The organism is Suilimivivens aceti (assembly GCF_025567405.1).
GTDB classification, from domain to species: Bacteria; Bacillota; Clostridia; order Lachnospirales; family Lachnospiraceae; genus Suilimivivens; species Suilimivivens aceti.
Window position 1 is genome coordinate 103879 of sequence record NZ_JAOQKJ010000008.1, and the last position, 12399, is coordinate 116277.

Consider the following 12399-nt stretch of genomic DNA (forward strand, 5'->3'; position numbering starts at 1 on the left):
TTTACACAGCTTTTTTGTTCTGATTTCCCGTTTCTGATTAATTGAATCCAAAGAACTTCTGACAGAGCTTATATCCTTCTACTGAGATTTTCCTGCCTCCCTTTCCCGGCAGGTTCATGGCCTGGCCAAGCAGCCCGAAGCGCAGTCTCCTGTACAGGATCCAGTCCTTTTTCTTCAGATAGCTCCACAGCTCTTCTTTCTTCTTAAGATTCTCCTCTGTTCCTGACTTGATCAGAAGAATGGAGGAAACTGTCGTAATGATATCCAGATAACTGAGCATATACTGATCCAGCTTTCTGTTTACGGAGATCATTCCCTTATTCTCCGACATATAATCGATCATGATCTGATTGACCTTAAGCTGCTGGTCAATCCTTCCGATCATAATAGTTTCATTCACGGACTGATCTTCTCTTCCTATATAATAGCTGTAAAAATTCACATCCAGATAATACATGGTCTTCACATAGGGCAACGGTTCAAACACATAGAGATTGTCTACATAGAAGGTATGCTCCGGCAGTCTGATCCCACATTCCCGAAGTAGTTTTGTCCTGAAAATAACTGAATGCATCAGGATATAATGCCCCTTGTAAAAATGGTGGATATCACTCCATGTAAAAAATTCATTTCTTGGCAGGATGTGACGGTAATGCATCACCTTATGATGCTTCTCTGCTGCCTTGTCATATACAAAGTTACTGATCAGCATATCAAGTGTCCTGCTGCCGCCGGTCAGTTCATGAAGCTTCTGAAGGATCTCCTGATAAGCATCCTCCCTGACACAGTCATCACTGTCTACTACCTTAAAATAGATTCCTCTTGCATTGGCGATCCCGGTATTGACTGCCGATCCATGTCCACCATTTGGCTTATGGATCGCCCGGATGACAGTCGGGTGTTCCCTTTCCAGTCTGTCTGCAATTTCTGCAGTTTCATCTGTAGAACCATCATCAATGATCAGGATCTCTACTTCCTCTCCACCAGGCAGCAGGGAAGCAACACACTTTTCCATATAGGCTGCCGAATTATAACAGGGTACAGCAAACGTTAATAGCTTCATTCCTTCATTCCTTTACTTTTACTGATTTTCATGATTTCAGGGAAAGTATAACATATATTGTCTTTTTTTCCCACCTTATCAATCTTAAGGTTTCCTAAACATTTCCTTAACAGACCTTCAGACGATCTTTTCATAGAAATATTTTCTGTAAACATCATACGCAGAAGGGATCGGGTATTTGTCCTTCGCCTCATTCTTCTCCGCAAAGATATACTCCCCGTCTGTCTGTCTGCTCAGTTCATCTACCCTGATGAAATAGCCTGTCATATGCCATTCCTTATGGGTAAAAATATGTCTGCATTCTCTTAAGGGTTCAATCCTAAGTACAGAGAGTCCTCTGTCTTTCAAATAAGAAAGAACCTCTTCCTCTGTCCGCTTCCCACTGATGGAAGGAAATTCATACATACCTGCAAGCAGTCCCTTTGACGGTCTTTTGCAGAGTGCTGCCCTGTTTTCGTCCAAAATGATCAGCACTGTCTTTTCTTCTATTGTCCTTGGCTTTTTTGCAGACTTTACAGGAAATTCAGTTTCTCTCCCCTCCCTGTGGGCAAGGCACAGGTTTTCCCATGGACACTGCCCGCATCTTGGTTCTCCGTTTGGAATACATACCATAGCCCCAAGCTCCATCAGAGCCTGGTTAAAGTCGCCCGGTCTCTCTTCTCCCATAGAAAGGAACAGTTCCTCTTCTACTCTTTTCTTCACGGACTGCTGCATGATATCCCCGCCATCCATCCTGAGCCGCCCAAGTACCCGCAGGACGTTGCCATCCACTGCCGGTGCTTTTCTGTGATAGGCGATCGATGCTATGGCTCCTGCTGTATAGCTTCCGATCCCCGGAAGCTTCTGGATCTCCTCATATTCATCCGGCATCCTGCCCCCATATTCTTCCATGATCATGACTGCCGCCTTATTCAGATTCCGTACTCTGTTATAATACCCAAGTCCTTCCCACAGCTTTAACAACGTTTCTTCCTCTGCAGCTGCCAGTGATGCAATATCCGGAAGTGTCTGCATGAACCTGTCATAATAAGGCTTCACCGCTTCCACTCTCGTCTGCTGGAGCATGATCTCAGACACCCATACATGATATGGTGTCGGATCCTCACGCCAAGGAAGGATCCGTCTTCCCCTGTCATACCAGGAAAGCAGTGGCTTTTCGATCCTGTCAAGAAGGGAAAGCTTCACCGGCACCGGTTTCCGGATTTCCATGCTCTGTGGTGTCACCTGACAGTCATAAGCAAGGATCTTCACGCCTTCCCTCCTGGCTTCCCGCAGCACTTCTGCAAATTCAGGCTGCGTTTCTTCATTTGGCATAAAGTACTGGACATCCTGCATCTGGATCACAAAGATAAGATAAGCACCAAATCCATTTCTGGCAGCTGTTATCAGCTCTTTCACATGCTTTACAGCTCTTTCTGAGGGGGCATCAGGAAATAATACCACCCCATCCCTTTCCAGGGTAACACCTTTTACCTCCAGAAATATCTTTTCATCCTGCGTTTCTACATAGAAATCAAACCTTGAATCACCATACGTTGTTTCCGGTCTTACTGATACAAGATCCGGAAAAAGCTTCTTTTCCAGAAGCCATTCATAAACTGCCTGGTTCGGTGCCTGGGAGTCCATGTTGATGATCCGCTCCCCTTTTTTCACGGCAACCAGATCATACTTCGTCTTCCTCTCTTCCTTCTTATCCTCACTGCCTCTGGCAAGATATACCTCTGCTCCCGGCAAAAGGAGCTCCCTGCAGCGTCCTGTATTTTTCACATGTACCCTTTCCTGCTGTGAAAGCCTGTCCACATAAGCAATAAAGCGGTTTGGCCTGTTCTCAAAATATGCCTTTTCTATCTGTCCGTATTTCATAGATTTCCTCTTATCTGAGCCGGTTACATTCAAACTTATCATAAAGAAGAAGACAGTTCCTCAATTCGCTGTATCGCTCCTCCAGTTCACCTTCTCTTACTTCCACATCAATAGCTATCGCCATGGTATTGATCATGTCATCTGTAATCCGGTAATGAAGCGCTGCAAGGATATTCAGACGTTCTTCATAGCTGTCTGCATCCAGGAACTCGATCACCAGCGGATCAAGACCTCCCGCCTCTGCCTGACACTCTACCTGTTCTGTGCGTCGTGCACCGCCCTCTATGCTCACCGCCGGTACATCCGCAATCTCAAACCGGTATTCCTGCGTGCTTTCCGGATATTTCTCTCTGTCTACCTTCTCCATAAACATGGAAAGCGGTCTCGCATATATTCTGTAATCTCCATACAGTGCCTGGTAGATCACCAGACACTCACCTGTTTCTGTATGCTCTGCCAGTGTCACGATCTGATAAAAATTACCTTTGAAATGTCTGTAGATCTGCTGCGGCATGGGATTCTGTCTCATCATATATTCCTCCTGATCAGCAATCTCTTTTATGCTGATATTCCCATTATACGCATTCTTTCTTTGTCTGTCATGCTTCTTTTAGCAGTCTTCCTCCAGAAATTTATGGTAAACACTACATGCCCTGTCAGGGAACAAAACCGTTCCGCACTCTGCGAGCAGCTTTTCTTTTTCTGTCTGCGTCATTCTGTCGATCCTGCCATGATGGATCGTTACAATATACCTTCTTGCTCCGCTCTCATCCTCCACTGAAGTCACGGTTACTCCACAGTCCGCATAGCCCTGTCCCTTCAGAAATTCCCGCATCTCTTCCGCATATATGCTTCCCAGCTCTCTGTAATATTTACCTTCTGCTTCTTCTGTTCTTTTCTCCCTGCTCATCACTGTCCCTGATATGCAGAGTACTGTGATCAGCATCAGACATACTGATACGCTAACGGTCCTCAGAAATGTTTTCATGATAAATCCTCCGCTCTCTCTTTGATAACATAAGCATATCATTTTACGTGTCCCAAAATACGGACTTGCACTTTATTGTCTATCTGATGTAAAATAAAGTAACTATTCAAAATCATACAAAATAGTTACAAAACGAATAGAACAGGAGTCTGACATGGCATTATATGAATTAAAGAACGAACAGATCGCCATTACTGTTGACAGTCATGGCGCAGAGCTGAAATCTCTCAAAAAGCTCGCTGACGATCAGGAATATATGTGGTGCGGCGATGCAAAATTCTGGGGCAGGACCTCACCGGTTCTTTTCCCCTTTGTAGGTGGTCTGAAAAACAAGGAATACCGTTTTGAAGGAAAGACCTATTCCATGACACAGCATGGATTTGCCAGAGACATGGATTTTGAACTGGAAACGCAGACTGAAAGTGAACTTTGGTTTACACTGGAATCGACAGAAGAAACCCTTGCAAGGTATCCCTTCCCTTTTATTTTAAATCTGGGCTACAGACTTGAGGGCAGTACTGTTGCCGTCCTCTGGAAGGTAGAGAATCCTTCTGAAAAGCAGATGTATTTCTCTATTGGAGGACATCCTGCCTTCAACTGTCCACTTACCGAAGGAACAAAGCAGAGCGATTATTCTGTTTCCTTTGCTGATACTGACGAGATTGTCAGCACAAGGATCAGTGAAGAGGGACTTGCTACCGGCTGCATGGATATTTACCATCTGGCAGATGGTCATCTTTCCCTTACCAGCAACCTTTTTGATCATGACGCCCTTGTCATTGAAGATCATCAGACCGATACTGTTGCTCTCTGCAGGAAGGATGGTACGCCTTACCTGACTGTCAAAATGGAAGCTCCTCTTTTCGGCATCTGGTCTCCTCCGGGTAAAAATGCTCCCTTCGTATGTATCGAGCCCTGGTATGGACGCTGTGATGACGAATATTTCGACGGTGATCTTACTGAAAGAGAATGGGGCAATAAGCTTGCACCCCATCAGACCTTTGAAGCTTCCTACACCATTACCGTATAGGAGCTTTCTGTCAGGACATTGAAGCATTGCAGTTTCTGCAGAGCATAAAGAATCCCTGTGTTTGACCATATTAGTCATTCACAGGGATTTTCAATTCTGTTTAAAATCTGTTATCAGAAAAGCCTATTCAGGCACCCTTGATCTCCAGCGCATGCATATAAGCATCATTTCCTCTGGCGCACACAATGGAAACCCTGGAGCCTTCTACCAGTACCTTGCAGTTTGTCACACTTCTGACCGCATCCAGCTTCAGCTCCATATCTCCCTGCTGTGTCGTCAGATATAACATATTCTCTGTAGACTTGCTTCCGATCGTTCCGGTGACTGTAGAAGTATTGGTATCGATCGTTACCAGTCCACCATAGGTTTTAGTCGATGAAATAGATGCCGCATGCATATAGGCATCACTTCCTCTGTAGCAGGTTACGGTAAGTGATCTGCCAGGTGTCAGTACCATTCCGTTTCTGGAATCTGTATAGCTGTCGATTACAAGCTCCATGGTGCCATCTGAAGTAACAAGATACAGAAGGGTATCCTTTGTCTTGTCACCGACTGTACCGGTCACTGTTGTAAGCTGTGCGGTAACAGTTCCTGAAGGCGCAGGTGTCAGACCCGCTGCTGCTGCAGATGATGATGCTGCTACAGAATCCGAAATACTTACCGCATGCATATAGGCATCAGAGCCTCTGGCAACTGCTACGCTGTAGGTCTTGCCTGCCACCAGTACTCTGCATCCACTCATATCTGTTGAAGTATCCAGCTTGATCTCCATTTCCCCCTGCGCCGTCTTGAGCACCAGCAGTCCATCCTTTGTCTTTTCGCTGACACTGCCGGAAACAGTGGAAGCATTGGAGGTATCCACTGTCACACCGGTGACTGTCGTGCTTCCACTCAGCTTTGTCGCATGAAGATACTCATCTGATCCATGGGTTACAGTCACACTGATCTGACTGCCCGGAAGCAGGAACTTGCATCCGCTTGTATCTGTACCACTGTCCAGCTTGATCTCCATATTCCCCTCTTTCGTAGAGAGTAAGAGCAGATCTGATGTTGTCCCTGATCTTACTGTTCCTGTTACTGTTGCTGCTTCAGCTGCAGCCGCTTCTATTCCCATAGCACTGACCGTACCGGTCATCAGACAGAATGCCATTCCAATCGCTGCCAGTTTTCGTTTCATTTGATTACCTTTCCTCCCCTTCTTTACCAGAATACGTTTATCATTTGAATTCATCATACAATACGCGTTTTGAAAATGCAATGCCGGAAAAGCCTTATTTTATCTGTGTTTTCCTTTTTATGACATTTGTGTCAGCTATGACAGCAAAAGACTCCGGATAATCCGGAGCCTTTCGCTATACTAAACTAAGGGAATAGATACACGCTTCTTTATTCTACATCCTGCAGAGCTTCAAAATCTTCCTCTCCAGTACGTACCTTTACAACCTTATCCACATTGTATACGAAGATCTTGCCATCTCCGATGTGACCTGTGTAAAGTGCTTTCTTTGCTGCTGCGATCACGGAATCTACCGGGATCTTGCTGACTACTACTTCTACCTTTACCTTCGGAAGAAGTGTAGCATCTACTTCAACACCACGATACATTTCTCCGGCACCCTTCTGAACACCACAGCCCATAACCTGTGTTACCGTCATACCAGTTACACCAAGATCGTTCATTGCCTTCTTCAGATGATCATATCTGGAAAGCTTTGCGATGATCACTACCTTATAAATTCCAGTTGCCGGCATCTCGGGTGCTTTCACAACATTTACTGCTGCCTTCTTCTGGAAGCTGGATGCTGAATCATAATCAGAAACACCAAGATCTGTGTTTTCATTCACATCCATTGTCATGGTATTAGAAATATCCATGATACTGAAGCCTGCATATGCGGAAGGAAGTCCATGCTCACAGGAATCCAGTCCTACAATCTCTTCCTCTTCACTCACTCGGAGACCAACGGTTGCTTTAATTACCAGGAAGGTAATTGTGATCATAACTGTTGTCCATGCTGCAACACTTGCAAAGCCGGCAAGCTGAAGTCCAAGCTGTTTGAACCCGCCACCGTAGAAGAGACCAACTATGCTGTCATTTCCAGGAGCAGAGGTTGTAGCAAACAGACCAACTGCAATTGTTCCCCAGATACCATTTAAGCAGTGCACTGCAACTGCGCCAACAGGATCATCTACACGAAGCTTGTTATCAAGGAACCACACACCAAATACTACTAACAGACCTGCAACTGCACCTATAATGATAGCCCCTGTTACATCTGTTACATCGCAGGGAGCAGTAATTGCTACAAGACCTGCCAGAGAAGCATTCAGACACATAGACACATCAGGCTTACCATATTTGATCCAGGTAAAGATCATACATACCACTGTTGCAATTGCCGGAGCAACTGTAGTTGTTACAAATACAGAGCCAAGCTGTTCAACACTTGTACATGCAGCACCATTGAAGCCATACCAGCCAAGCCAGAGGATAAATACGCCGAGACATCCAATAGGAAGGTTATGACCAGGAAATGCATTTACTTTCGTGATTCTGCCCTTAGCATCCTTTACAAATTTCCCAATTCTTGGTCCGAGCAGCCATGCACCGATCAGTGCGGAAATACCGCCTACCATATGTATTGCACAGGAACCTGCGAAATCATGGAACCCGATCTGTGAAAGCCAGCCGCCACCCCAGATCCAGTGTGCTTCAACAGGATAGATAAATGCAGAAATCACAGCTGAATAAATGCAGTAAGAAAGGAATTTGGTTCTTTCAGCCATAGCTCCTGATACAATTGTTGCTGTCGTTGCGCAGAACACCAGATTGAATACAAAATTGGACCAGTCAAAATTAGCATAATCTGTGAAAATATCAAATCCCGGCTTTCCAATCAGCCCAACCAGATCTTCTCCAAACAGGAGTCCAAATCCGATAAGAATAAATACTACTGTACCAATACAGAAATCCATCAGATTCTTCATCAGGATATTGCCGGCATTCTTTGCTCTGGTAAATCCAGTTTCCACCATTGCAAACCCTGCCTGCATCCAGAACACGAGCGCTGCTCCAATCAGGAACCAGACACCAAATACTTCACCGTTCACAACACTAAAAATCTCTTCTGTCATATTTTTTCCTCCTCATGTAAAAAGAGTGGAGGCAAAGTATCCGTTTTTAAACGAGCTCCTTTGCTCCACTCCTTCTTATTTTGTTTTCCTCCGCTCTTCCCTTAGTATCAGAGGATTCAGCTTAAAGCCTATAAAACAAAAAGCGCTACGGATCTCTTCCATAGCGCCTTCGCTTTTATGTATTGTATACTATCATCCCAGTATACGATTGTCAACTGTTTTTTTATTTTTCATCCTCATCAATGATCCTGGCATCCACATCCACGATCTTCTGATAATTTTTTTTGGCCTTAAACAGTCTTGACAGGATCCAGAGATCTGATAATCCATCATAGATCAGGAACCCGCCGATCACTCTCGTCACAGTATTGATAACACCAAATGGTTTAAAGATCAGCACAGCACCAAGGACGATGGTTGCAAGACCAAGCAGGCAGGCAATCCACCAGTTTCCATAACCCAGCTTTTTCAGATCAACAGACTGGACAGCATTATTGATTCCGTGGATCACGATAATAATGCCAACGATCACAGGAACCGCTTTCATGATACTTTCCGGTTTCAGCAGGATCCATGCACCGATCACTGCCAGCACGATTCCAAACAGGAGCATGCCCTGCAGATAGATCGTCCTTTCCTTTGCAAAAAGATACAGGATGATCTGCAGTACTCCATACAGAAGCAGTGCCCCTCCAAGGATCATGCAAGCTACCTTCACAGATGTTCCCGGCCAGATGATCAGTACGATCCCGAGTGCCATACAGATGATTGCTGAGATCAGCTCATTTGCCTTCAGATTTTTGAAAAAATCAGCCATTTTCTTGTCTCTCCTTTTTTCTTTTCTGTTTCTTTATTGCCTTTGCTATAATGTACAGACAATATCCCATCACTGCACCAAGGCAGTTAAGCAGAATATCATCCACATCAAATGCACCAAAAGCACTGAACAGCTGAAATACTTCAATGCCAAGTACAAAAAGAAATGCATTCAGCAGCATCACAAAAAAATTACATCCCTGCTTCATACAGAGAGGAAGCAGAAACCCAAAGGGGATAAACAGTACGATATTTCCCACAAGGTTTTCAAAGCTGTTCAGCTTATAGGCATAATCAATATACATGCAGATTGTCTTAAACAGTGTAAAATTCGCCGTATACAGACCCTCCAGTATCACATCCTTCTGCCAGGAGGCTGCAATTGCCTTCAGATCTTCTATCGGATATTTAAAGATAACCAGTTTGACCACCAGAATCAGATAAAGAAAGAAGATTATTTTTCTTCTTTTCTGCACAGATAACGAACCTCCATTAATGTAAGTCCCTTTGCCGGTACTAACTCTCCTGCTCTTTCCCTTCTTCCCTCATCAAAAACAGCAGGGATATCTTCAGCCTCCCTCTTATGAAGACCTACCTCCAGCAGCGTTCCCATCATGATCCGCACCATATGGTACAAAAATCCATCTCCGCTGAATGTAAAGGTAAGCTTCCTTGCCCTGTCACCGGAAAGTCCGGGCAATGCTTCACTTTCCTCTATCCTGATGCTGTCAACTGTCCTTACTGTTGACTTTTTACTCTTTTTCAGAGATGTGAATGCCCTGTAGTCATGTGTTCCACTAAGGAGCTTTGCCGCCCTTCTCATCGCAGGTACATCCAGTTTTTCTTCTATCTGAATGGCATACCTTCTCTCAAATATATGCGGAACTGCAGAATTTACTACCTGGTAACAGTAGGTTTTTCCCTTTGCATTCAGCCTGCTGTGAAAACGTTCTTCCACTTCACAGATGTCAATGACTGCTATATCCTCCGGCAGATAAAGGTTCATATATTCCATGATCTGCGCCGGTGTTTTCTCTGTATTACAGTGAAAATTGGCTACCTGCGCCCTGGCATGCACTCCTGCATCGGTTCTGCCGGATCCCTGCACAGATACTTCTTCACCAGCCATTTTGGTTAAAAGAGCTTCCAGCTTACCCTGGATCGTATTTCCTGTGGTATCCTGCTTCTGCCAGCCCTGGTATCTGGTTCCTTCATACTGCAGGATAATTTTGAAATTACGCAATCTATTTTACCTCCCAGGGATTTTCCTTTCCTTCCGCGAAATATGTGCATCCCATAATTGCATTTCTTGCCACGGTACGTACGCAATCATCTGTATAGAATGCCATATGATGGCTGACTGTAACATTGGGAAAGCTTCTGAGCAGATACAATTCCCTGTTATCCAGTATATCTTCCCTGCGGTCATTATAATACAGACCAAACTCATTCTCAACTACGTCAAGCCCTGCTCCTCCGATCTTGCCTGATTCAATGCCACGGATCAGTGCTTCTGAATCGATCAGTCCTCCTCTTGCGGTGTTTATGATCATTACACCATCCTTCATCTTGCTGATGGCATCTTCTCCGATCATATGATGATTTTTTTCTGTAAGGGGTGCATGCAGCGAGATCACATCTGCCTGCTGCCACATTTCATCCAGTGTCACATAATGAACCCCGCTTTTCTTCACCTCGTCATTTTCATAGATATCATAGGCAATCCTTTTACACCCGAATCCGGAAAGATTGGAAAGAACAGTTCTTCCGATCCTGCCGGTACCAATGACTCCCACAGTCAGATCCTTCAGCTCTCTTCCCTGCAGTCCCTTTAATGTATAATCCTGTACTGCACCACGCATTTCTATGCTCTTCATCTTACGGATTGTCATCAGTATCAGCATGGTCGCATAATCAGCAACCCCATTAGGCCCATAAGGAGAATTTGCTATGGTGATCCCCAGTCTTTTCGCTGCTGCTATATCAATATGATCATATCCTATGGATCTTGTAACAATGTACTTCACTCCATAAGACGCAAAGGTTTCAAGCAGCTCCGCCGGCATTTCCGTAGTAATAATGGAAATACAAAGACTTCCCTGTGAAAGTGCTGCACTTTCCTGTGTCGGTGCGCAGGTGCAAAGCTGGATCTCCACACCGAGCTCCTTTTCATACTTCAGGAACAATTCTCGTTCGTCAAAATCTCTGCAGTTGTAAACGGTAATTTTCATAATGCTCCTCCATTTCTGTCCTGCCTTGTCAGGACATGCGACTGATTCATTGGTTTTTTTGTTCTTCCGTGTTCTCTTCCCTTAGTTTTTTCTCAGCCAGTTCCCGTTTCCTGTATTTCTCTACCTCTTCCATATCCTCTTCTGTCAGATGCCTGAAATTACTGATACCCGCATATAAAATCTTAAGACTGTTGATCGTTGTGTTAAAAACCCCCTCTTCGTAAAGATTGAGTACAATGATCCCTACCGGAACTGCAACGATCATGCCAAACACACCTGCCACCCTGTATCCTACAAAAAGAAGGATGATCGTTGGCATGGGTGATAATCCTACCGAATCTCCTACGATCTTCGGCTGGATGATCTGTCTTGCAAGCTGTCCTACCCCCCAGATGATCAGAAGCCCAATCACCATCTTATAGTCACCGCTGAAAAATTTGATAACTGCCCATGGGATCAGTACAGTTCCTGTTCCAAAAAAAGGCAGAAAATCCAGGAATGCTACACCAATAGCAATGATAAACGCATATTTTACCCTCAAAATGGTAAATCCAATTCCAAGAAGAAAATACATCCAGATCTCGATCTTAATCTGCGCCTTGAAATAACCGCCTACTGCCCGGCCAAGTCCCCTTCTGATCATGTCAAAGCGGAGTAATATTGACTCCGGCAGTATTTTTTCCAGAATACCGGGTATATAATCCTTATCTGCCACATAAAAGTAAGTAAACAACAGTCCCATGATAATACCGATCACAATACCCGGAATATTTTTTGCAAAATTACCAAGTGCCTCCACTGTCGGCTCACTGACACTGCCGATCACATTTCCCATATAATCCTGTATATTTACGGAAATATCCGTAATCGTCATCTGTAATTCCTTTGGCAGAAATCTGGCTGCTTTGGAAAGATTCTCACCGATATGGTCAAAATCAATCTGCGCCGCCTGCCACATATCCGGAACATCCCCGATAAATTTAACTGCCTGCTCGATCAGTGCTGATCCAATAAAATAACCTCCAAGGATCACGATAGCAATTACTGCAATGATCACAAAAGCCGAACCTGCCTTCCGACGTATTTTCAGCCTTTTTTCAAAGAAATGCACAAGCGGGCTTGCGATCAGGGCAATGATCCAGCCCACTACAAAAGGCATGAAGCACACGATCAGCCTTGGTAATCCAAACAGACAGAACAGGATCAGTAACAGCATCAATCCCAGGTTCACAAATACCTTACAGTAAGTTTTCTTTTTGTCATAAGACATATT

The 12399-nt window shown here is 44.5% G+C and carries 12 protein-coding genes; 1 reads left to right on the forward strand and 11 read right to left on the reverse strand.

Going from position 1 to position 12399, the window contains the following annotated elements; translation table 11 throughout:
• Window positions 1-37: 37 nt before the first annotated feature.
• The 4 genes from OCV77_RS10880 to OCV77_RS10895 all read right to left on the reverse strand — a co-directional run bounded on the left by OCV77_RS10880 (window position 38) and on the right by OCV77_RS10895 (window position 3914).
• Window positions 38-1063 (reverse strand): glycosyltransferase family 2 protein, encoded by a 1026-nt coding sequence (locus OCV77_RS10880; RefSeq protein WP_262575110.1) that lies wholly within the window; start codon window positions 1061-1063, stop codon window positions 38-40.
• Between the two features lie 117 nt (window positions 1064-1180).
• Window positions 1181-2926 (reverse strand): A/G-specific adenine glycosylase, encoded by a 1746-nt coding sequence (gene mutY / locus OCV77_RS10885; RefSeq protein ID WP_262575112.1) that lies wholly within the window; start codon window positions 2924-2926, stop codon window positions 1181-1183.
• A 10-nt stretch (window positions 2927-2936) separates the two neighbouring features.
• Window positions 2937-3458, reverse strand: coding sequence for a DUF1653 domain-containing protein (locus OCV77_RS10890; RefSeq protein ID WP_317246633.1), 522 nt, complete (start codon window positions 3456-3458; stop codon window positions 2937-2939).
• Between the two features lie 78 nt (window positions 3459-3536).
• A complete protein-coding gene (locus OCV77_RS10895; protein WP_262575114.1) occupies window positions 3537-3914 on the reverse strand; it encodes a hypothetical protein in 378 nt (125 codons plus the stop codon).
• Window positions 3915-4068: 154 nt separating this feature from the next.
• Between OCV77_RS10895 and OCV77_RS10900 the strand changes: the two genes are divergently transcribed.
• Window positions 4069-4944: an aldose 1-epimerase family protein gene (locus OCV77_RS10900; RefSeq protein ID WP_118798924.1), complete on the forward strand. Its 876-nt coding sequence runs from the start codon at window positions 4069-4071 to the stop codon at window positions 4942-4944.
• Window positions 4945-5071: 127 nt separating this feature from the next.
• Here OCV77_RS10900 and OCV77_RS10905 read toward each other — a convergent pair whose 3' ends face one another.
• The 7 genes from OCV77_RS10905 to ytvI all read right to left on the reverse strand — a co-directional run bounded on the left by OCV77_RS10905 (window position 5072) and on the right by ytvI (window position 12396).
• The gene (locus OCV77_RS10905) at window positions 5072-6121 is read right to left on the reverse strand and encodes a hypothetical protein (RefSeq protein ID WP_262575115.1); all 1050 of its coding nucleotides are present in this window, start codon (window positions 6119-6121) and stop codon (window positions 5072-5074) included.
• Window positions 6122-6330: 209 nt separating this feature from the next.
• Entirely contained in the window at window positions 6331-8079 is a 1749-nt protein-coding gene (locus tag OCV77_RS10910) for an ammonium transporter (RefSeq protein ID WP_262575116.1), read from the reverse strand.
• Between the two features lie 223 nt (window positions 8080-8302).
• The gene (locus OCV77_RS10915) at window positions 8303-8896 is read right to left on the reverse strand and encodes an HdeD family acid-resistance protein (protein WP_118798921.1); all 594 of its coding nucleotides are present in this window, start codon (window positions 8894-8896) and stop codon (window positions 8303-8305) included.
• On the reverse strand, window positions 8889-9371 hold the full coding sequence (locus OCV77_RS10920) for a VanZ family protein (protein ID WP_262575117.1): 483 nt from the start codon (window positions 9369-9371) through the stop codon (window positions 8889-8891). The genes OCV77_RS10915 and OCV77_RS10920 overlap by 8 nt, the downstream gene beginning before the upstream one ends.
• Window positions 9350-10138 carry a tRNA pseudouridine(38-40) synthase TruA gene (truA, locus tag OCV77_RS10925; protein ID WP_262575118.1) on the reverse strand — a complete coding sequence of 263 codons (789 nt, stop codon included), beginning with the start codon at window positions 10136-10138 and terminating at the stop codon, window positions 9350-9352. The genes OCV77_RS10920 and truA overlap by 22 nt, the downstream gene beginning before the upstream one ends.
• A gap of 1 nt (window position 10139) precedes the next feature.
• Window positions 10140-11126, reverse strand: a complete 987-nt coding sequence (locus tag OCV77_RS10930; RefSeq protein ID WP_262575119.1) for a D-isomer specific 2-hydroxyacid dehydrogenase family protein — start codon at window positions 11124-11126, stop codon at window positions 10140-10142.
• Between the two features lie 46 nt (window positions 11127-11172).
• On the reverse strand, window positions 11173-12396 hold the full coding sequence (ytvI, locus tag OCV77_RS10935) for a sporulation integral membrane protein YtvI (RefSeq protein ID WP_262575121.1): 1224 nt from the start codon (window positions 12394-12396) through the stop codon (window positions 11173-11175).
• Between the last annotated feature and the right edge of the window lie 3 nt (window positions 12397-12399).